General features: G+C 38.1%; 20 protein-coding genes. 2 read left to right on the plus strand and 18 right to left on the minus strand.

Translation table 11 applies throughout. The features are described from left to right. Positions 1-136: 136 nt before the first annotated feature. The 18 genes from ltrA to F777_RS0100115 all read right to left on the minus strand — a co-directional run bounded on the left by ltrA (position 137) and on the right by F777_RS0100115 (position 18,984). Positions 137-1,327, minus strand: a complete 1,191-nt coding sequence (ltrA, locus tag F777_RS0100040) for a group II intron reverse transcriptase/maturase (RefSeq protein ID WP_026750247.1) — start codon at positions 1,325-1,327, stop codon at positions 137-139. 707 nt (positions 1,328-2,034) lie between these two features. Beyond that, the gene (locus F777_RS17940; RefSeq protein ID WP_161631456.1) at positions 2,035-2,193 is read right to left on the minus strand and encodes a hypothetical protein; all 159 of its coding nucleotides are present in this window, start codon (positions 2,191-2,193) and stop codon (positions 2,035-2,037) included. 15 nt (positions 2,194-2,208) lie between these two features. Continuing rightward, entirely contained in the window at positions 2,209-2,727 is a 519-nt protein-coding gene (locus F777_RS0100050) for a hypothetical protein (protein ID WP_026750248.1), read from the minus strand. 232 nt (positions 2,728-2,959) lie between these two features. Continuing rightward, the gene (locus tag F777_RS0100055; protein WP_026765192.1) at positions 2,960-4,234 is read right to left on the minus strand and encodes a MutS-related protein; all 1,275 of its coding nucleotides are present in this window, start codon (positions 4,232-4,234) and stop codon (positions 2,960-2,962) included. Positions 4,235-4,476: 242 nt separating this feature from the next. Then, the gene (locus F777_RS0100060; protein WP_026750250.1) at positions 4,477-5,415 is read right to left on the minus strand and encodes a macro domain-containing protein; all 939 of its coding nucleotides are present in this window, start codon (positions 5,413-5,415) and stop codon (positions 4,477-4,479) included. Then, a complete protein-coding gene (locus tag F777_RS0100065; protein ID WP_026750251.1) occupies positions 5,405-5,908 on the minus strand; it encodes a TIR domain-containing protein in 504 nt (167 codons plus the stop codon). The genes F777_RS0100060 and F777_RS0100065 overlap by 11 nt, the downstream gene beginning before the upstream one ends. A 330-nt stretch (positions 5,909-6,238) precedes the next feature. After that, positions 6,239-6,868 (minus strand): IS91 family transposase, encoded by a 630-nt coding sequence (locus F777_RS17040; protein WP_051408318.1) that lies wholly within the window; start codon positions 6,866-6,868, stop codon positions 6,239-6,241. Continuing rightward, positions 6,828-7,394 carry an IS91 family transposase gene (locus tag F777_RS17510; protein WP_071790287.1) on the minus strand — a complete coding sequence of 189 codons (567 nt, stop codon included), beginning with the start codon at positions 7,392-7,394 and terminating at the stop codon, positions 6,828-6,830. The genes F777_RS17040 and F777_RS17510 overlap by 41 nt, the downstream gene beginning before the upstream one ends. Beyond that, positions 7,381-7,752 (minus strand): tyrosine-type recombinase/integrase, encoded by a 372-nt coding sequence (locus F777_RS18455; RefSeq protein WP_081720426.1) that lies wholly within the window; start codon positions 7,750-7,752, stop codon positions 7,381-7,383. Before F777_RS18455 ends, F777_RS17510 begins: the two co-directional genes overlap by 14 nt. After that, positions 7,640-8,281, minus strand: coding sequence for a tyrosine-type recombinase/integrase (locus F777_RS18460; protein ID WP_369791991.1), 642 nt, complete (start codon positions 8,279-8,281; stop codon positions 7,640-7,642). The genes F777_RS18455 and F777_RS18460 overlap by 113 nt, the downstream gene beginning before the upstream one ends. A gap of 702 nt (positions 8,282-8,983) precedes the next feature. Then, positions 8,984-9,931, minus strand: a complete 948-nt coding sequence (locus F777_RS15110) for a tyrosine-type recombinase/integrase (RefSeq protein WP_235785869.1) — start codon at positions 9,929-9,931, stop codon at positions 8,984-8,986. Positions 9,932-10,323: 392 nt separating this feature from the next. Further along, positions 10,324-10,749 carry a hypothetical protein gene (locus tag F777_RS0100090; RefSeq protein ID WP_235785870.1) on the minus strand — a complete coding sequence of 142 codons (426 nt, stop codon included), beginning with the start codon at positions 10,747-10,749 and terminating at the stop codon, positions 10,324-10,326. A 5-nt stretch (positions 10,750-10,754) separates the two neighbouring features. Beyond that, positions 10,755-12,347, minus strand: a complete 1,593-nt coding sequence (locus tag F777_RS0100095; RefSeq protein ID WP_026750255.1) for a T6SS effector amidase Tae4 family protein — start codon at positions 12,345-12,347, stop codon at positions 10,755-10,757. Between the two features lie 148 nt (positions 12,348-12,495). Further along, positions 12,496-13,758: a DUF1501 domain-containing protein gene (locus F777_RS0100100; RefSeq protein WP_026750256.1), complete on the minus strand. Its 1,263-nt coding sequence runs from the start codon at positions 13,756-13,758 to the stop codon at positions 12,496-12,498. 1 nt (position 13,759) lies between these two features. Next, entirely contained in the window at positions 13,760-15,367 is a 1,608-nt protein-coding gene (locus tag F777_RS15115) for a DUF1800 domain-containing protein (RefSeq protein ID WP_051408322.1), read from the minus strand. A gap of 55 nt (positions 15,368-15,422) precedes the next feature. Beyond that, positions 15,423-17,288 carry an OPT family oligopeptide transporter gene (locus tag F777_RS15120; protein ID WP_255326211.1) on the minus strand — a complete coding sequence of 622 codons (1,866 nt, stop codon included), beginning with the start codon at positions 17,286-17,288 and terminating at the stop codon, positions 15,423-15,425. Beyond that, a complete protein-coding gene (locus F777_RS18465) occupies positions 17,260-17,466 on the minus strand; it encodes an OPT/YSL family transporter (protein WP_255326212.1) in 207 nt (68 codons plus the stop codon). The genes F777_RS15120 and F777_RS18465 overlap by 29 nt, the downstream gene beginning before the upstream one ends. 18 nt (positions 17,467-17,484) lie before the next feature. Next, on the minus strand, positions 17,485-18,984 hold the full coding sequence (locus F777_RS0100115) for a peptide MFS transporter (RefSeq protein WP_026750257.1): 1,500 nt from the start codon (positions 18,982-18,984) through the stop codon (positions 17,485-17,487). A gap of 79 nt (positions 18,985-19,063) precedes the next feature. Between F777_RS0100115 and purD the strand changes: the two genes are divergently transcribed. Next, the gene (gene purD, locus F777_RS0100120; protein ID WP_026750258.1) at positions 19,064-20,350 is read left to right on the plus strand and encodes a phosphoribosylamine--glycine ligase; all 1,287 of its coding nucleotides are present in this window, start codon (positions 19,064-19,066) and stop codon (positions 20,348-20,350) included. Between the two features lie 64 nt (positions 20,351-20,414). Next, positions 20,415-21,440: a rod shape-determining protein gene (locus F777_RS0100125; protein WP_026750259.1), complete on the plus strand. Its 1,026-nt coding sequence runs from the start codon at positions 20,415-20,417 to the stop codon at positions 21,438-21,440. The last annotated feature ends 6 nt before the right edge of the window (positions 21,441-21,446 follow it).

Consider the following 21,446-nt stretch of genomic DNA (forward strand, 5'->3'; position numbering starts at 1 on the left):
GAGTCACGCAAGGGATTTTCACCCTTACGTTCTCACGGAACCGTGCTTGATAGTCTCCCATCACACGGCTCTTCTTGTTTATAAATCACAAGTTAATTATAACTTACGGATGTGCCACTTGCCAGTGTGGGAATAATTAAGGGTTGAGTTTGTATTGTATTTGCAACCATTTAATTGCTGCTCTTACCCCCAAACCCTTTTCCCATTTAACCCATTTTAATAGTCTCGCATTTAATTGTTTCCAGACATAGTTCATATGACCACTTGAGAACTTATGAAAGTAATTCATGATTCCCCGTATTTGTGGTGTTAAATATTGGGCTAAAGTTACAAGTGGTTTTCGCCGCTTGTGTATATTCCAATCTTTAAACTTTTCCAGTAAACTAGTCCTGGATTTAGTACTTATGAAGATGCTTGGAACAATCAAAACCTTTTCTTTAAACTTTACACAATTGGGGCGTATAGTGAATCCTAAAAAGTCAAAGCTTTTGGGGTATTTCTTTTCTGAATACCCTCTCAGATTGACTATTCTTGTTTTGGTAGGGTGTAAGGTTAGTTTACACTTCTCCATTCTCTGCTTGATTTTGTTAAGCACATATATTGCTTGTTTCTCCGTCTTGCAATGAACTACTATATCGTCTGCATATCGTTCAAATGGCTTTTCTGGATGTTCCTTTGTCATCCACCCATCAAATACTACATGTAGAAAAATATTTGCTAATAACGGACTAATTACTCCACCTTGTGGTGTACCCAACACAGTTCTTGTGGCCTTGCCATCCTGCTCTATTATTCCCGCTTCTAACCATCGCTCTACATACAATTGTACCCATTTGTCTTTGCAGTAATGTGCAACCGCAGTCATTAATAGTTCATGATTAATGGTATCGAAGAAGCCTTGTATGTCGATGTCTATCACAAAATCGTGATTAAAACAATTACTGTTGGCTTTTGCAACAGCATCGTGACAGCTTCGATTGGGTCGATATCCGAATGACCCCTCATGAAAAACGGGTTCCACCTGCATTTCTAAATGTTGCTTGACAACTTGTTGTGCTATGCGGTCCATGATAGTCGGAATGCCTAAACTTCTTATTCCACCATCTTTCTTTGCAATAGCAACTTGGCGAACAGGTGCTGGAAAATATGATCCTGAAGAAAGTCTGTTCCATAGCTTGTATAATAATCTATATGCATTTTTGTCTACATACTCCCATGTCATACCATCTAAGCCAGCACTCCCTTGATTGGCTCTTACTCTCTTGTAAGCCTGCCACACCATTAACTTGGTAATTGGTTGTGATTTTGTCTCAAAATAATCTGTCATCCCATTCCTGGTTGTAAATTGGTTTTGATAACTAAACAAGCTTAATCCTTCGCTCCACTTAGTTTCTTAAGTTTCCTCACTACTATGATTAAGTCTGCCGCCATTGCTTCGCCTCATCCAAAAGCGTTTGTTCCTCTTTCGATTTTACAAAACAACAATGACTTCACTTGTTCCATAAAACAGCCTATAATACAGTCCTGCCAACTTAACCCCGGATGCCGTGTAACCTATAATCTGGTATCCATTACACTCTATTCGTAAACACAAACGTAACTGCTTACTTTCGACATCGCTATTGCCCTTACGAGGCTTCATCATTGGTTCACTTGCGTTCAGCTCTTGTATTACGCACCTACAGAAATCATCGTTCCTGTTTTTCTTTATCGCTCACTACAAAATCGTTTCCAATTATTGCAGCATAAAGTGGTTTGAAAACTACTCCAGAAAGTCGTCTTCGGAAGACCATAATTTCTCGCTATTATCAGAGAAATTCTTCCATCTGTTTTACAGCATTTAAACATTAATCTCAATAATGTTTAATTCAAGTCACACACGTCCGAGGCTTTACGCAGGGTGGGGAATGATAATTCCCGCTGTTGGCTTGGCCACTACTGACGCGATTAGTTAAAGCCAAATTACTGAAGTTGATTAGTATTACCAAAGCTGATGGGCCATTGCTGAAAGCCCAACTTGCGTAAAGCCTTTTGTTAGGCGAGGTCTTTTTGCTTTACGGTTTGTTTCTTTGATGGCTTTGTTCCTTTTCTGATTTTATCCTTCTTAATCCACTCACTTATGCGAGTAAAATCTCGCTCTGTAGGTTGTTTGCCGGTAGTATAAAAGTCAATATTTTTTGGCTCTTTTATCATACATTAAAGTTACATTTATTTAGGGAAATAAAGTTCTATAAGTTTTGCTGCAGATTTAGAATCAATTGCCATAAAATTTCCGAAAAGCAAGTGCGCCTTAAGCTCTTTTTTATAGTGCGCTATTAAATTAGTCTTACTCTCAAATGAAACATAGCCGCTATAACCTTTGTCAAAAGAAATCTTACATGCAAAAGCTACAAGATTGCCTGGAACACCTAAGTAAATCTTTTTATTTCCACGATTGAATTTATTGCTTTCGATAAGTGTCATAAAAATGTGGTCTTTACGATCCTGCAAACTTATGAGCCCTTGAATAATAGTAGGATTATCGATAATTACAAGCTTGTATACCTTTCGGTCTTTCAACTTGGCTTCTGACTCCCAATTAAATAACCAATCTTTCTTTCTTAATTTTTTAAAATCTGCTGAAGTCAGTTCTAGCACTTCCGTTTTAAAACTGTCACCAGAAATAGCATTTTCTATTGAGCGAGTAAGCTTGTCAATTTCTATCGTGAATGGTCGGTGTTTGGTCATAATTAGGTACTAAAATTGTTCATTCCAAAAATCGGATCGCCAGAATAAATCTCGCCTAACGGCCGAGGCTTTACGCAGGGTGGGGAAGGATAATTCCCGCTGCTGGCTTGGCCACTACTGACGCGATTAGTTAAAGCCAAATTACTGAAGCTCATTTGAAATACCAAAGCTGATGGGCTATTGCTGAAAGCCCAACTTGCGCAAAGCCTATTGTTGTACGCATACCTATTTGTCATGATGCATCTAATAAATCATTTAGACCTACATTCTCAAACAGAAGTTGTCCAACTTTTAGGTCTGACCATCCTTCTTTGACTTGATAATTAAATAGGGGTGTGCTATTTTCAATTACACAGTCAACATAATAAGTTTCAACCTCTTTTCTTTGCACTTCTTCAATCTGCTTTATTTGATGTAGATGTGAAGAGATAAAGAAAAATGATTTCTTGAATTTTGTTAGTCCCTTAATAGTGGTAGAACTAATTTGAACTGCATCATCAATACTTGTACCCTTAAATAGTTCATCAAAAATGGCAAAACAGCTTTTATTCTCCGAAGCGTCAACAACAACCTGTTTTAGTCTGATTATTTCATTCATAAATTGGCTATATCCATTTGAAATGTCATCATTATGATTAATAGAGATGGATACACGCTCAAAAAAAGGTAATTCCATTTTCTTTGCTGGTACAGCTACACCGAGTAGAGCAAGGTGAATGCAAAGACCAATAGATTTTAAAAGTGTTGACTTTCCTGACATGTTTGGTCCTGTGAGAAGAATCACATTTTTGTCTATTGTAAAGCTATTTTTTACTGGGTTCTTTATTAGAGGGTGGTAAACGTTTTCAAATAAAAGATGGAATTTGGAAAAGGATGGAAAACAAAAATGATATTTTATGATACATTTGCTAATTGAAATATATGCTTCAAATTGGAAAAACATTTTATAAAATACATCAAATTCTCCCTTTAACTTTTTGCCAGTAATAATTTTTGCAATTTCTAATAAATGCTTTATCTTAAATTTGCCTTCTCTTACCAACTCATCGTAGTACCTTAGGTTTAAAGATGTAACAAAGTTGTCTAATGAAACAAGTTCCTTTTTATAGTCATCTGGAAAGGAACTGACATTGATTCTTTTTAAATAGGTGAAATGGAGCTTATGAAAAAGTAAAATAAATTGAATAAATCTTGCTCTAGTCTGATGTCTTTCGTTTTCTAAAAATAGAAGCCTCATTTTTGAAGCTTGTATAATTTTTTGATATGAAGTGTCATTTAAAAAATTATATACTTCGTGAAAGTCCAATCTGGAATAAGAATAATTAGTGAATATTTCAGCGTTAGCAATAAAGCCTTTAAATATCTCTTGTCTTTTCTCGATATCGGCTAGTGTAGAAAGTGGCTCTTGGAATATTTGATAAAGTGTTTCTTTAGCAAAGTCATTAAGAGTGTAGTCGAACAATGGTAATATTTCTGTCTGTAGGTTTAAATCATTAATGTTGTTCATTCGGTCACTCTTTGCATTGTTGGAATAATCATGTGAGTTGCGTACAACGAGCAGGGCTTTATGCAGGTTGGGAATTAGTATTCCGTCCGCCGACAACCGCTGCTCATTAAAAATATAAAGTTGAATTTAAGAACTAAAGTTGAGATTTATTCGTCCAGCCCGAACCACAGCTTGGATTTGCAATTTGCTGATGTTTGCTGGTCATGCCCAACTTGCATAAAACCCAATGTTACCAGCTGCCCTTACCTGTTTAAATACTTGTCAATGTGGCTAAATATTACCTTAACGTCGTCGAAGTCATAATGTTTATAATCGTTGATGTGTAAGCAAATCCTGAGAGTTTTACAGAATGTCTGCTGCTTTGAAATTAGAAAAAAACTATGAGCAATTTCTCTAAGTATAAAATCTCTTGTATATGAAGCAGGAAGCCTATTTATGCCAGTGCCGATTACTGGGATATTAACTGTGTCATAATAAACACCATGATTTGGTATAAAGTTCCATAAAGCTGACAGGAATTGATTTATAAAATGTGGCTGGATGTCAACATTGCCAGTGTCCTTCATAAATGTAAGGGCAGATAGATAGAAATATTTGTTGTGGGTTTGAACAGGGCAAGTTGTTCCAATATCGTATCTGTCTTTCTTCCCTTTGAGTGTTGGTTCGTTAGAAATTGGTTGAACTCCAATACTTGAAAGTGTGTGAGTGATTTCTAGATTTAACGCAGGAATGTTGTTTGGGTAATATTTACTTAAGAATTGGCCATGAACTGTTCTTGGATTTACAAGATTGTTTGTAGTGTCCATGTCAAAAGTGTCCATTACTGGTATTACGATAGCTCCTTTTTGGTTGAACAGGTCACAAAATTCCACAGTTAAAGTAAGGTCAGTGTTCGTAAAAGTTTGGCTTAACTTAATACGCTTCCGCTTCATGTAAATGCTTACCAATAGAATTAAGGTGCCGATTAGTTTCAAGTGGTCATTAATAAAATCTCTTAACTGGTCAGGTAATGAGGGCTTAGTGTTTTGGAAGAGCCAGGAAAAGCACTCAATCAATGTCCAAAGGAAACCGACAATGCCAAAAAAAATAAAGAGAATGCTGAATATCCTTTCTTTGTTGTATCCATGAAAGAATGCGTATCGTAGTCTTGTCCAAAATCTTTTTAGTGGTTCAAAGTCCATAACGTTTATAAGTTTCGTCATTATAATATCTGGCTGACTTTTCGTTGTTCTGTTTTAGTTTTTCATATTCTGACGGCCAGTTGTCAATTGCATGTTGAATTATTTTATGATTAAAGGAAACATGAACCACTAATTCGTCTCTCAATACATTCGGGCATCTGAAATTATCTCTATCTCTTTTTCCGTTTAAGTTAACTGCTATGATTGGCATATTGTTTCGTAAAGCGTAGTCTATCTCCCATGGAACAAACTTTCTCAAGTATTTCGTGTTTTCTCCAATCAAAAGAATAAAAACCTTTGAACTCTGAAGTCGAACCCTTAACTGAGCCTTTATACTCTGTTCTTGACTTGTGTCTCTGGAATAATTAATGTCGTGTGCATCATTTATTTCAAAGTCAAATTTCTCGTTATTAGTCCATGCCTTCATTAAATAATAATAATGAATATCAGTGTCGCCGTCAAACGCAACATATATTTTTGTTCTGTAGGCCATATTTAAAAGTTTGTTTTAGTAGTCGTGAGCTGTCAATAGGGTTGCTGGTAACGTTTATGAAAGTATCCGACTAGCCCTTTAAAATTAGCCCTTTGATATTGATCATTGGGCTTGTCGGTATACTTTGTGTTGACCGACATTGTTCTATTAGGTGTAAAGTATTTCTTTTGTTTACTTTTTTACAGTGATCTGGATACTTTTTTTAAGTTGTTTTATTTTATCATAATCAATTTAGCTAATTTCTGTTGTTTTTGGTTGAGTTAACTCATAGAACTGCTTTGCCAACATATTTTTATTAGCTAAAAGGTATTATCCATAAGCATTTAAACCTTATCCATAATGTCCATGCTTATAATACGACGCTATTTGAATGAGCGTTTCTTTATGACAATTCGGACAACAATTAATTGATTTACCAACTTCCAATAGCAGTCTAGTTTGCCAACTAATTTTCACTCTTATTGGATGAGCAGGGATGTTCATCATTTTCGTAATCTCTTTAATTCTCTCCGTCCTGCCTCTATTGGCTAAATAACCATAGCTCCGTATTCTGGTAAATCTTTTTGGTAAAATATGCTGTTTAAATCTCGTAACAAAGTCACTTGCATTTACCTCCATCAATTTCTCATTACTATTATCCGCATAATCTTTGTACTTAAATTGAACGCGATTATTATCAGAATCAAATTTTACAATTCTGCTATTGGTAATAGCTGTTTTGTGAGTGTACCTACCTAAATAACTAATAACTTGTTGTGGGCCACCAAATGGTCTTTTGGCATAAACAACCCATTCTTTTTTGTAAAGCTCTTTCAGTAAAACATTTAAATCTGATTTAGGGCTTACCCTTAAATGATTATTTTCTAAAAGTACTTTTATTCCCATCAAATATTTAGCTCTAAATACTTTGGCTAATGCTTTAACTGGAAAAAATAAATTGGTTACTGTTTCGAACAGCATTTCTCCAGCATTGTTTCCCTCCAGTAATATCAATACCCCCACTGCTTATAATACAGTGAACATGTGGATGAAAACTTAACTGCTGACCCCACGTGTGTAATAAACTTAAAATACCGGGCGTAGCTCCCAAGTAATTCTTGTCTTTACTAAAAGTTAATAATGTTTGAGCAGAACTATCAAAAAGTAATTTCAACAATAATTTCCTATTGCCAAGAATACAACCATTTAATTCATGTGGTAATGTGAAAACAACATGAAAATAATTGGTAGGTAGTAACTCATTCATCCTATCTTCTATCCATTGCTGCTTTTGAAAACCACCGCATTGAGGACAATGACGATTACGACAACTATGATATCGATAATGATATTTCCTACATTGACTATCAGTGCATTGGTATAAATGATACCCTAACGAAGCTGTTCTACACTGTTTTATCTGCTCAATTACATTATTTACATGTAAGTTGATTTCAGGTTTATGCCAATGCTGTAATATGTTTTGCAGCGTATTAGCATTTTTCATTGGTTGACTTTTGCATGATTACATCATATGGATTAACTATACTCTGTAACCGTTTTGTCGAGAGATGCAAATACTGAACTGTTTGATTGATACTGTTATGACCCATCAATTGTTGTATTGCTTGCAAATCAGCACCATGGTCTAGTAAATGTGTTGCAAAACTGTGCCTTATACTATGTATACTGTAATTTTTATTGGATAGTCCTGCCTTGGCTAAGGCCGTTTGCATGATATGTTGAATGGTTCTAGCTGCATATCTTTTTCCTTTGCCAGCGACCATTAAACAAATAAATTTCTGGTCTATACTCAATAAAATAATAGCGTAATTCTTCAAGCAGTAGTGGGGATAATAAAACATACCTATCTTTTTTACCCTTGCCAGATGTTATTTTAATACGCATTTGATTACTTTCAATATCGGTTATCTTAATTCTGGCAATCTCCATTAATCGTATCCCAGTACTATACATAAGAGAAAGTAACATCCTGTGCTTATTATTAATTATACTGTTTAATACGCTCCGCATTTCTTCCTGTGATAATACAGCAGGTAATTTATGCTCATGTGCAGGAAATAATACAGCTGGAGTTGAATATGGCTTGTTCAAAGCATGTTTGAAAAAGAAGGCAAAGCTTTGTGCCGCCATTTTACATTTAACCCTACTACAACCCATTGTCTTGACCAAATAAACTAAATAGTTTACAGTCATTTCATAAGTAATCTCTGATGGTCTGATGTCAGAATAATACTGAAATAAAAATCGCAACTCTTTTAGATAATTGATACGAGTTGAATCACTGTAGTGACCTAGAGCCATTAAATCTGAACACTTTTGAAGTGCATTAATGGCATACTGTGTTACTGTTTTTTTTCCATAATTTATGATTTAGTAACACAAGGTAGAAAATCTCAAAAAACTCATTGCTGAAAGCAATGTTGGTTCAACGTTGAAGCATTGATCCTGTCGGCTAAAGTTAGTTAATTGTTTACTGTAGGCTTCGCCGATAGTATCAATGCAATGTTGGGCGAAGGTCTAACAGGTCTTTGAATTTAATCCATCTAAACTGACGACCGGAGTTCGTCAGCTGAATTACTGTTCTATATCTGCTAGTACTACTAAAGCAATGACATAAAAGAAATTTATGTTGTTGCTTTAGTAGATAGGTTACATTGAATAGCATTGGGTGATAAAACATTTATGTTACGTAGTTTCCGACACCCAACATCAGCGATTTGAGAAAATTTATTCTTTAGCTTCATGCAAGCCTTTTGCCTTCGGCGTTTCACAAGCAAGCTTGAGGCGCCTTCGCCTAAAGGCTTGCTAGTATAGGTCTTCTAAAATCATTCTTTAAAAATTAACCAATAAAAAGCAACTATTATTCGTTACAATTTTAATCAGCTGACGAATTTCGCCTCAACACTTAAATATACGCTACTCCCAAAAGAGAACAAAGGAAATAAGCCTTAAGTGTCATTGTTTTAATGTTATAGTTTTTGTATTGTTATTACGTAAATACACTAATACATTTATTATTGTCGGCAAATTCGCAATTAATTATACAAAAGCAATTGTCAGTAAATCTGAAGACTACCATTCTATCTGCCGCTTCTTAAATAAGTCATCTAAAGGGCTTCCAATATTTACCAATTGCTTTTTGCTAACATGCAAATAACGCTCTGTGGTTCTTATGTCAAAATGCCCTAGCAAATCTTTTATAAATCGAATATCTGTCCCTTTATCCAACAAATGTGTGGCAAAACTATGTCTCAAGCTATGAATACCCACCTCTTTGCTAATACCTGCAGCCCGCTTTGCATTACTGAAAATCTGTTGAACCGTTCTTGTTGAGTAAGCATCTCCTGTCTGTTCTGATTCAAAGAGATATAATTTAGGTCTGGGTGTGTATTGTTTAAAATATTCCCTTAGTATATCTAGAAGCACCGGACTTAAATTCACATAGCGATCTTTCTTTCCCTTTGCATTTTCAATAAAAATCTGCATCCGCTCACTATCGATATCTTTTAATTTCAATTGAACAATTTCGCTTACCCTCAAACCTGCACTATAAGCCGTAAAAAGCATGGCTTTGTGCTTTTTATTAGAAAGTGCATTAAACAATCTGCAAAGTTCTTCTTCGTTTAATAGTTTAGGCAGCTGTAAAGGTTTTTTGGGCCTTGGAATTTCCCAGAAAAACCGATCCCGCCGCAAAACTTGCTCATAATAGAATTTCAATGCATTAATTCTACTATGCAAGGTATTCTCTGAAAGCCTTAATTTCTCAAAACAAAAGACCAGGTATTTTTTCAGATGCTGTGGCTGCAAGTCATCAGCTGGAATAGTACCAAGTCTAAATAAGAACTGGTGCATTTCATTTAAATAGGTCTTAATAGTGCTTTTACTATAAGCCTTTAGTATTAAATGATCTCTCATCAATTCAATTACGTGTAGATTGATTGGATCAACCCTAGGAATACCTTCAATTGCGGTTTCCACTTGCCCTAAATGCTTTAGGGGCTTTAAATGTAATTCTTGCATAACAACAGTTGAATTAATGGAACTAATATTTTTAAGCAACAAATTGGGATACCTGAATATATTAATTATAAATAACATAAAAATATAGTTGATAAAATATTTTCAAATTTTACTGAATTAGTAATCTGTATTCTTGATTTCAACTCCATTTATATAATTAGAAATTCGTTTAACTGTATAACTACCATCTCGCAATTGCTTAAAAAAAATATAAAATCCTTGGATTAGCATCCTCCCGCTAATAGTGTACCAGCCCTTTAATTATTAGAGAAAAAGGAAAATTGAAAATCTACCTCACACTAACAAAAAATACTTCAAAGTTGATTTAGAGATGTCAATTGAATGTGGTAAAGCAACGAATGATTAAGTACACTACTTTATCAAAGAAGAATTTATTGGATTCTGGTTTTTGTAGAACGATAACGCATGTTATTTTTGCGAGAATACTTTGGTGTAATTAAACTATTTGAATTCAAACTTATTAAACCTTCATTGTGAAATTGATAATATCTAATAAATTGCCTAGGATAACCATAAACTGACTTATCAAATCTAGTTATAATAATTAATGTGTCATTTTGAACTTTAAGCTCAGAATTCACAAAGTTACTATCATTTCTTTTGCCAGAAGATTGATATGCAAAAGCAACTAATTTTGTTTTATGAAAACAAACAGTATTGAATGTTGTTAAGAGATTTTGTTCATCTAAGTACTCATCATCTTTATATACATCATATTTTTTATTCCAAATAGTAATGACTTCATGCGGAGAATAACAGCCTTCAGTTACTAATAGAATAATAGAAATTACTACCATATATTTTAATCGAGTTCCCATATTTCAATTTTTTCAATTAATGATAAATCTGCAGGAATATTATACCCTCCAACACATATGCCATGCAATAATAAATCAACATGCCCTGTATAACTTCCTCCTTTTGTAACCAAAGAAAATATTCCATGTATATTATTTGTTCGTAAATTTTTAAGAAAGGTATTTAATATTACTCTATTCGAATTTATATCAGTACCTAGTATTTGTTTAGTAGGAGCACCAAATTTTGTATTCATATAAGAATTAAATGCTTTAGCAGATAAAATATAAGATAAGTCATTAGCGCCCTTCTCAGTGTTACCGACTCCATTTGGAATTCGAAATGGATATTGATTGAATATTTTTATTTGGTTAAATGCCCAAGAAGCACGTATTGCACATGCATTTTTATAATTAGGTTGACCATATTTATCGCCAAGTACTCCTCCGACTAAAGCATAAACGGAATCACTTCTCATTGGCTCAATATTTCCAGTAGAATTAATTATTTTAGGAAAATATTCGAGGAACTGATGTAATGTTGGCAAAGGAATTTTCTGAAAAATTAGATTTGGGTCATTCCAATAGAATGAATCAAATAATCCATCTTCGGGTTCAGGAATTGTAAGAAAATATTTTAAATCATCCGGTGTTGCAGAAGGGTCAGAAATAATCCATTCAATAAGTTCATTAATTAAAGAGTAACTATTTAAATTTCCATTCTCAATAATGAAGTCATAAACTACATTTACTAAATCATCGGAATTATCTAAATAGAACTGTTTTGTGTAATTAAGATTTAAAACTTGTATTAAATAATCTTTTTTTTGTTGCAAATTAACTTGTAATCCATTTTGATTTGAAGGATAAGACACTGCACCTCCTCCACCCAGATATGCATCCCAATTCATACTTAAATCAGGAATTGGGTTTGGAATATAGGAGCCTGGTGGATTAAGTATTAAGAACCAACTAGTCCAATCAATACCACCGCCACCTCCATCTAAATCGTTACTTGGAATATCTACTTCTTCAGGGTCAGAACTACCCCCACCAAGCCCGTAACATTGCCATTCTCCAAGAATATTACGTCTAGGAATTGCAAAAATATGGCTAACTAAACATCGAAGAAAAGCACCAAGCCAAGTCTCAGTTGATTTAACTGTAGATGTATTTTGTATTAAATCAACATTTGCATTCTCCTTTTTTACTTCTGCTTGCCTTACACCCTGCTTAAATATGACTTTTTTATACGTATACAAATTCATATCAATAAACTCATAATAACCCGTAAACGGTTTATTAACCTGATCTTCATAAGAAACTATGCGAATGAACTGAACATAAAGTTTATCTGTTTTTGTAAAGTATAAATTACCACCACCACTACTCAGTGGCATTTTAAGAATCATTTGACCTTTATAATATGTTTTAAGGGCTTGCTCCAGAATTGGTTTAGGCCCATCTGGCATTAACTTTTGGTATTTGTTAATCCAAAGCAGTAATTCTTGTTTTGAAATATTTTCGGGTAAATCTTTCTTTATTAAATCTCCAGTTTTTTTACAACCAGTGAAAATAAAACTAGTAACTAAAAACAATAGTAAAGTGTGAAAATATGAGGGGGGGGGGGGGAGAATTTAAATAGATGCATAAATGATTGCTGGTTTAAATAATATTAACCAATACTAATCATTAAATTGATAGAGAATTCATACTACAAAAAATACCGTGAAAACACGGTGTTGATTAGGACCGAAATAACTCCAACGACTTCCCCTCCCACTTGGGAAACAAAACGCCGTTATTATTAATGCCTAAATGTTTGTTTGCCACCCCACTAAATACAGATCTGAAATCGGTGGTTACGGGCAGGTCGCGTTGGTCTTCTAACTGGTCTTTTGCCAGTGATCCTATTTGATGATATACTTTTCCGCCTTGTACTGCATTGCCTAAAATAAATGAACAGCTGGCTCTTCCGTGGTCGGTTCCTCCGGTTCCGTTCTGGGCTACGGTTCTGCCAAACTCTGTCATGGTCATCAGCGTTACATCGTCCTGGTAAGCGCTCATATCATTCCAGAATGCCGCGATGCTATCACTAAAGTCACGAACATTGCGAGCGAACACTCCATTCAGGGTGCCCTGATTAAAATGCGTATCCCATCCCCCGTTCTCTGCAAATGCTACTTCTAATCCAATATTCATTTTGATCAGCATGGCAATCTGTTTTAAAGAATTGCCCAAGGGACTATTGGGATATGCAACACCTGCAAGAGGCTTGTAATTTTTAATATCGTTCGGGTTCAGCATTTTCATGGCTTCAAAACTTTCCTTGCCCGCCCGGTTCAACAAACGATTGCTGGTCTGTTCATATAGTTCTTCAAATGAACCTGCAGTCAAATTCGCTGTCATCGGATTCCCCTTGGTTTGCAAGGCAAAATCTTGCAGGTTGCTAATGGCTAATGCTTCCTCGTTTCCATACAAGCTTCTTGGCAATGCACCCGTAATACTAACCGCTCTGAAAGGACTGGCGTCATGCCCCATCAATCCAACCGCTCTGTTAAGCCATCCACTGTAAGTGCTTTTACTGAATGGAGTTCCCGATTCCATATAGTCCTGCGCATCAAAATGACTGCGGGTATTATTCGGACTGCCTACCCCATGAGCGATGGCCAATCTTTTATCTGCAAAAAAAGGCTGCATAGATGCAAAGCCTGGATGCAAACCAAATTGTCCGTCTAAATCAAATAATTTTCCAGCACCATTCGTAGGATCCATGAACAATGTAGGCCTTGCTTTTTTCAATTCCATATCGGTAAACGGTGTAACTGCCATCAGGCCATCCATCGCTCCTCTTTGAAAAATACAGACCAGCACTTTATTTCTTTTGTAAGTTGCAGGAGGAAGGGCTGCTGCAGCAGCACGGGTAATAAAGGCAGGAATCCCTCCCGCAATGCCAGTGGCAAATAGGGCCATGGCTCCTGATCGCATAAATGCTCTTCTACTGCTCATATTATTTTCTTTGAAATTCTGGTGAACCAATAATAATACCTACTACTTGCGACAATGAATTTTGCGAACCCTGAATGGAGGGCGTAATTCTCTTAATATTCGCACTATGATCGCGTTGCGGCAATAATAGATTGCTATATACTGTTAATGCTTCCATAGCACTCTCCGGTTCATGATAATTATTCAACGCTGCTAAATCCATTCGCACACCAGGAATTTTCTGTGCGGCAAAAGCCAATCCAAAATTCATCCGGTTCAACAAGGATCCGGTATTAATCCAATAAGAAGCCCTATCTGGAAATCCGGTGGGTGCTTGGTAATAATAAAAACGTTGTCCCATTTTAGTGCACCAGGTAAACAATTGAAAAGGCTGAACAATCTGTGCATTGGTGGTTCTAACTGCACTAATCACCAACTCAAAAGGCGATTTTACTTTTTCATGTGGTGCCGATTTTTTCCAAAAAGAAGGATCATGCACCATGGTGCGCAATACCTCCTTTATATTTCCGCCAGTTGACTGAAAAGTTTTTACCATATTCTTAATCAAAGAAGCGGAAGGTGTATCACTCACAAATCGGGTGGCCAGTTTGGTACAAATGAATTGCGCCGTGGAGGGATGTTCTGCCAACATCGTTAACACATCTATCCCTTCCTGGTAGCCACCATTCGCAGGAAAAATTCTATTTAAAATAGTCTTGGCTTCATTGTCGTGCATGCGGGGCCGGAAAAGAAAATTGCCCTGCATTACACTCCAACCCGTCAACGCCCTTGCAATTGCGGTAACATCCGCCTGTGTATATCCACCATCTACCCCAAGGGTATGTAATTCCATTACTTCACGGGCATAGTTTTCATTCAGTCCTCTGGCATTTCTCGGTGCATTGTTATTCATCCTGGGTGCATTGCGTACACTCACACTGCTGGCATTGTCTAAATATTCCAGCATAGCCGGATGCTTGGCCGTTGCCAATAACAAGTCTTTGAAACTGCCCAATACATTGGGTCTTATCGCATCTCTTTCGTAAGTATAAATAAATTGCTGACACTGGTTCTTGGTAGCAGATACATTAAAATGATTAAACCAGAAATCGGTTAATACTTCCTGCAATTGATTGTTGCTGTATGCCGCTCTCAATACTTTTTGTACTACCAGTTCGCGATGCAATTCCTGTATGGGCAAATAACCTTGTTGCTCCATTAACTGTCTTACCTGCGCACGGTAAGCGGCCTGATCGGCCTGTATGGAATCTCTGTTAAGCAATCCGTTGCGTGTAGCCAATCGGATTACCTGTCCTGCATTTAAATAGCGATTCACAATAGAATCATTATTCAATTGCAGGGATTTAAAATTAGCCAATCGCTTGTCCAGAGCTGCATTGGGTTGGTTGCCTTCGAGTTGCTGTTCAAACCAGTTGTCTATACCCATTGCCACCACAGCCGCTACCTGCCCGGGTTTGGCGCCAAAACTAAATCGGTCTAATAGTCGGGCTGCTGCCTGCGCAGGGGTATAGCCATATTTTTTGTAGGGGATTGAATCCGTCGCTTTTGCAGAGATTGCCAACAGAAAAAACAAACCCAACCAACCACAGAACGACTTCGCAAATTTCATAGCCTGAATTTGCAGTAAGATAGAAAATCAAACCAAAGGTTTAATGCCGGTTCTGTTATTTTTTGGTAGCTACTTTGTATAGAATGCCCGCCATTGCCGTAAAGAATATTGTTCCTAAAACGAAATAGCCGCCCTCTGAAAGCATTTGTACCAGATTGTGCTCCTGACTTACGGCAGCAAGGAATTTTTCTCCTCCGGAAGAACCCGCAATAAAGGCAATTACCACACCAGCTACTGCACCGCCTGCCACTAACCCTGTTGCAAACAAATTGCCCTTGCCCAGTTCCTCTTCTTCTGCACTTATCTGAACATTTTCTTTCTTCTGTTTCATTTCCACAATGCCTCTGATAGCACCTCCCAAAAAGATAGGCAAAGTAGTGGCCAGCGGCAGGTATGCTCCCACCGCAAAACTCAAGGACTTAATGCCACAGAGTTCCATGGTTACGGCAAGAAATACACCTGCAAAAACATATTGCCAATCCAAGTTCTGAGAGAGAATACCTTTAATTAAAGTAGCCATTAGTGTAGCTTGTGGCGCTGGATATTTTTCTGTTCCAATAGCATGATTAATGCCCTGGCTCAGCATTTCCGTGCTGGGTTTATCTAAAAACTTAACGGTTAATCCTATCACAATAGAAGATACAATGGCCCCAACAAACAAAGCAATCTGCTGATTGCGTGGAGTAGCACCTACAATGTATCCGCTTTTTAAATCCTGCGAAGTGGCTCCTGCATTGGCTGCTGCAATACAAATCATACCGCCAACCACCAATACCAGTGGTTCAAAACTTTGACCAGTCCAGCCTACGCTTAAGAAAATCAAACTGGTTCCCATCACCGTTGCAATGGTCATACCACTAATAGGGTTATTGGAAGAACCAATCAATCCAACAATTCTGGAAGATACGGTTACGAAAAGCGCACCAAATAAAATCACCAACACGCCAATCAATAATTTCTGTAAAATACTATCGCCCGGCACTTGTGGCAATACAGTAATTAACAAGATTAATCCTACTGCTCCCAATCCTACTATTTTCAAACTCAAATCTCTTTCGGTTCTTGCAATTGTGCCTGCGTTGCCGCCGCTCTCTGCTTTTAAAGATGCTACAGAACCTTTCACCGATTTTACAATCGTAGGAATCGTTTTTATTAAGGTAATGATACCACCTGCTGCCACCGTACCGGCTCCAATCTGTCTGATATAAGCATAATAAATGGCAGAAGAATAATCGGCAAATGTATGTGCTACCGGATCCCATCCCCCTTTACCACCTGCTACTGCCATATCTGCTAGATAGCCCAGTTTTACCAACTGTGCGGCAATCACATCTGGTGGAACCAAAGTAGAAAACAAAGGAATAAATACCAGCCAGCTCAACACGCCACCTGCTACCAATACGCCCCCGATTTTTGGACCAATGATATAACCCACCCCTAAGTACTCAGGAGTAATTTCACCACTCACTTTAGCAGAAGGAAAAAATTTATTGATCTGCTGCGTAGCATAATAAGGGGTCTCTGCAATTACATGCAATACTTTTTGCAAAAGCGCATATACAAATGCAACTCCCAGTCCCCAGAAAGCGGTCTTGGCAAAATCACCTCCCTTCTCTCCTGCTTTCAATACATCGCCGCAAGCCGTTCCTTCAGGGTAAGGCAGGTTATCGTGTTCGTTTACTATTAAAGCTTTGCGTAAAGGCACCATCAATAAGGTTCCCAATAATCCCCCTACAATCGAAAGAATCAGAATAGTGAGATAATTAAAATAAGAAGCACTATCCGGTGCGGATAAAAATAAAAATCCAGGTAGGGTAAATGCCACACCCGCTGCAATGCTTTCCCCTGCAGAGCCTGTAGTCTGAATGATATTATTTTCTAAAATGGTAGTTTTAAAAACTTCTTCCCAGGGTGATTGCAATCACCGCTATAGGTATAGACGCCGATACGGTTAAGCCTGCTTTCAAAGCCAGGTACACCGTGGCTGCACCAAAAATTACACCAAATAAACTACCTACTAATATGGACTTAACGGTTAGCTCCGGCATATTGGATTCAGGAGCCACAAAGGGTTTGAATTGCTTGGTTGGTTGCGACATAATTGGGGGTATTTAAAATTAATCCATCATTTTTTTCAACTTGCTGGCAATGATAAACAGGATCAACGAAGCCGTTCCTGCCATTACCACAAACATCATGAAGTAGTCGTATAAATTGGTGATGGCAAAGCCTAATACATAAGTTGTCTTTCCATCCGGATACAAGGCACTCAATACACCGGCCAGTTTATTGGCAAATGCATTGGCCGTAAACCAAACCGCCATTAACAGTGAAGCAAACTTGATAGGAGCCAGCTTATTTACCAATGACAATCCTATGGGTGACAAACAAAGCTCACCGCTGGTATGCATAAAGTACATGCCTGTCAGCCACATCATACTCACTTTCACTCCTGGCTGCACATCCTTCACACCAAAAGCAATCCACAAATAGCCAACTGCCAGTAAAAACAGACCCAACGCCATTTTCATAGGAGAAGAAGGTTCTTTCTTACCCATTTTTAACCACAGGAAGGCAAAAACAGGAGCGAGAATCACTACAAACGTGGAGTTCAATGATTGAAAGAAACTGGCCGGAATTACAAAGAATCCCAGGTCACGGTTGGTTTGCTCTTCTGCAAAAAAAGTAAGGGATGCACCTGCCTGCTCAAAAGCACTCCAGAAGAAAATCACAAAGAAGGAAACAGTAAAAATTACCGCTACTTTTTTCTTTTCCAGTGCCGTCAGGGTTTTATCGGAGAATACAATAAAAGCAATCAGCAGAATACTCACAATTAACAGATAGAATAAGTAACTGAATATTTTTACGTCGGCATAAATCAAGCCAATACAAATCAATGAAAAGACCAGGAGGGAACCCACAATAAATGCAGGTTTCAAAAACTTAGCAGGAGCATTTTCAGGGGTCAATCCTAAAATTTTTCCCTGCGGATCCAATACGTATTTATTGTGCAGAAACTGCAGGGTGGCTACTCCCAAGAGCATTCCAATCCCCCCGGCTAAAAATGCCCATTTAAAATCGGCGGGATTGCCCGTATCGCCTACCAGTCCACAGACAAAAGGCCCCAATGCCCCACCCACATTGATTCCCATGTAGAATATGGTATAGGCTGAATCGGTTCTGCTATCTCCTTTTGCATACAACTGACCTACCAGTGAAGAAATATTGGGTTTAAAAAATCCATTTCCCGCAATCATGAAACCCAGGCCCGAAAAGAAAAGCCAGGCAGATGCATCCGGATTGGAATTGTATAGTGCACCACAAAAAAACAAGATGAATTCTCCAATCGCCATTAAAATACCCCCCATTAAAATGGAGCGCTTATTGCCCCAGTAACGATCGGCCACATAACCTCCCACCAAAGGTGTCAGGTAAATCAGTCCGGTATAACTGCCATATAAATTAGAGGCAAATACTTTATCGAACATCAGCGCCTTGGTCATGAACAATACCAGGATGGCGCGCATGCCATAGTAGTTAAACCGTTCCCACATTTCAGTAGCGAACAAAACATAGAGTCCTTTCGGATGGCCAATGGATTTGGTCTTCTCAGTCATAGCAAACATTTTCGTTATTGGCTCAAAATAGTAATAAAAATGAAAGGGATAGGTTATTTTCGCAACCAATTTAGTCTACATGAATATTCTTTTATTAGGGAGCGGAGGACGCGAACATGCATTGGCCTGGAAAATGGCCCAGAGTCATCACTGTGATCAATTGTATATAGCGCCCGGAAATGCTGGCACGGCAGGGTTTGGAACGAATCTCAATATTTCGGTTACCGATTTTGAGGCCATCAAAAAAACCTGCATAGAAAAAGAAATTCATATGCTGGTGGTTGGGCCAGAAGAACCACTGGTAAAAGGCATCTACGACTTCTGCAAGAACGATGAAGCCTTACAACATATCATTGTAGTTGGCCCCTCCAAAGCCGCTGCGCAATTAGAGGGCAGCAAAGCTTTCAGTAAGAAATTCATGGAAAGACAGGGCATCCCTACGGCCAGTTATGCGGAGTTTACGGCTGATAATTTTGAAGCAGGGAAAGCCTATATTCAGCAGCATTCCCTACCCGTGGTGTTAAAAGCAGACGGACTGGCTGCAGGAAAAGGGGTAGTAATTGCCAATTCTACCCAGGAAGCACTGGACTGTTTCAGCGAAATGATTTTGCAGAAACAATTCGGGGCTGCCAGCGAAAAAGTGGTGATTGAATCCTTCCTGAAAGGAATTGAAGTAAGTGTTTTTGTATTAACCAACGGCTCGGCTTACCATATTATCGGACATGCCAAAGATTATAAGCGCATTGGCGAAGGCGATACCGGATTAAATACCGGTGGCATGGGCTGTGTTAGCCCGGTGCCCTTTATGGACGCGGCTTTCATGCAAAAAACCGAAGACAGAATCATACGTCCAACCGTGGAAGGCCTTGCCAAAGAAGGACTGGAATACCATGGCTTTATCTTCTTTGGCTTAATGAATGTAGGCGGAGAGCCCTTTGTAATTGAGTACAATTGCCGCCTGGGCGATCCTGAAACCGAAGTGGTATTGCCCAGACTGCAGACCGACCTGGTGGCTTTATTCGCGGCCATGGACAATGGCACCCTGGAAGATGCCAATATCAGTTTTGATCCACGCAGTGCCGCCACTATTATGGCCGTTAGCGGGGGGTATCCGGGTAATTATGCAAAGGGAAAAACCATTGAACTGCCCGCTACTGCTGAGATTCCGAAAGATACCCTTGTATTTCATGCAGGAACTATTTCCAGCGGAGATCAGGTTTTAACAAATGGTGGCAGGGTTTTAGCTGTTACTGCCTATGGAGAAAATATCGGAGATGCCGTTGCCAAATCTAAGCAGACCCTTGAAAAAATCAGTTTCGAGGGAATGTACTACAGAAATGATATTGGCTTTGAATTCCCTTGTTAATTCCACTATTTTCAAGCACCTTTGTACACATTGCAATTCTAATTTTTAAGAACCGAACCATACAATGGGATTATTTAATTTTTTTACACAGGAAATAGCCATGGATCTGGGTACTGCCAATACCCTGATTATTCATAACGACGATGTGGTGGTGAACGAGCCCTCTATTGTGGCATTGAACCGAAACAACATGAAAGAAGTGTTGGCGGTGGGCAAGAAGGCATTGATGATGCACGAAAAAACACACGAAAGTATTCGTACCATTCGTCCATTAAAAGACGGCGTTATTGCCGACTTCAACGCAGCGGAGTTAATGATCCGCGAGTTGATGAAAATGATTTATCCAAAGAAACCATTGTTTCCTCCAAGCTGGAGAATGGTAATTTGTATTCCATCTTCTATCACCGAAGTAGAAAAGCGTGCCGTTAGAGACAGTGCTGAACAGGCGGGTGCAAAAGAAGTATACATGATTCACGAACCCATGGCTGCTGCCTTGGGTATTGGTATTGACGTAGAAGAGCCGGTTGGTAATATGATTATTGATATTGGTGGTGGTACAACGGGTATAACGGTAATTGCCTTGGCAGGTATTGTATGCGATCAGAGTATTCGTATTGCAGGAGATGAATTTACTGCAGACATCATGGAAGCATTAAGAAGATACCATAGCTTATTAATTGGTGAGCGTACTGCAGAGCAAATTAAAATTAATGTGGGCGCTGCAATGAAAGATTTAGATAATCCGCCGGATGATATGCCGGTAAATGGTCGTGACCTTGTAACCGGTATTCCTAAGCAAATCATGGTAAGCTACCAGGAAATTGCTGAAGCATTGGATAAAAGTATTTTCAAAATAGAAGAAGCCATTTTAAAAGCATTGGAAACAACGCCTCCTGAGTTGGCTGCAGATATTTACCGTAGGGGATTATACCTGACGGGTGGCGGAGCTCTCTTACGTGGTCTGGACAAGCGTTTGAGCGCGAAAATCAAATTGCCTGTTCATGTTGCCGACGATCCATTGAAAAGTGTGGTGAGAGGTACAGGACTGGCTTTGAAAAATTACCAGCGTTTTCCATTTATCATGAGATAGAACTGC

Origin of the sequence: Sediminibacterium sp. C3, assembly GCF_000508085.1 — a bacterium.
Lineage (GTDB): Bacteria > Bacteroidota > Bacteroidia > Chitinophagales > Chitinophagaceae > Sediminibacterium.

Coding starts and splice junctions, on each gene's coding strand:
- purD (WP_026750258.1), top strand. CDS start 19,064: ATGAATATTCTTTTATTAGGGAGCGGAGGACGCGAACATGCATTGGCC.
- F777_RS0100090 (WP_235785870.1), bottom strand. CDS start 10,749: ATGGTAGTAATTTCTATTATTCTATTAGTAACTGAAGGCTGTTATTCT.
- F777_RS15110 (WP_235785869.1), bottom strand. CDS start 9,931: ATGCAAGAATTACATTTAAAGCCCCTAAAGCATTTAGGGCAAGTGGAA.
- F777_RS0100050 (WP_026750248.1), bottom strand. CDS start 2,727: ATGACCAAACACCGACCATTCACGATAGAAATTGACAAGCTTACTCGC.
- F777_RS17940 (WP_161631456.1), bottom strand. CDS start 2,193: ATGATAAAAGAGCCAAAAAATATTGACTTTTATACTACCGGCAAACAA.
- ltrA (WP_026750247.1), bottom strand. CDS start 1,327: ATGACAGATTATTTTGAGACAAAATCACAACCAATTACCAAGTTAATG.
- F777_RS0100055 (WP_026765192.1), bottom strand. CDS start 4,234: ATGAACAACATTAATGATTTAAACCTACAGACAGAAATATTACCATTG.
- F777_RS17510 (WP_071790287.1), bottom strand. CDS start 7,394: ATGAAAAATGCTAATACGCTGCAAAACATATTACAGCATTGGCATAAA.
- F777_RS18465 (WP_255326212.1), bottom strand. CDS start 17,466: ATGTCGCAACCAACCAAGCAATTCAAACCCTTTGTGGCTCCTGAATCC.
- F777_RS17040 (WP_051408318.1), bottom strand. CDS start 6,868: ATGCTGTTCGAAACAGTAACCAATTTATTTTTTCCAGTTAAAGCATTA.
- F777_RS0100125 (WP_026750259.1), top strand. CDS start 20,415: ATGGGATTATTTAATTTTTTTACACAGGAAATAGCCATGGATCTGGGT.
- F777_RS0100060 (WP_026750250.1), bottom strand. CDS start 5,415: ATGGACTTTGAACCACTAAAAAGATTTTGGACAAGACTACGATACGCA.
- F777_RS0100065 (WP_026750251.1), bottom strand. CDS start 5,908: ATGGCCTACAGAACAAAAATATATGTTGCGTTTGACGGCGACACTGAT.
- F777_RS15115 (WP_051408322.1), bottom strand. CDS start 15,367: ATGAAATTTGCGAAGTCGTTCTGTGGTTGGTTGGGTTTGTTTTTTCTG.
- F777_RS0100100 (WP_026750256.1), bottom strand. CDS start 13,758: ATGAGCAGTAGAAGAGCATTTATGCGATCAGGAGCCATGGCCCTATTT.
- F777_RS0100115 (WP_026750257.1), bottom strand. CDS start 18,984: ATGACTGAGAAGACCAAATCCATTGGCCATCCGAAAGGACTCTATGTT.
- F777_RS18455 (WP_081720426.1), bottom strand. CDS start 7,752: ATGTTTTATTATCCCCACTACTGCTTGAAGAATTACGCTATTATTTTA.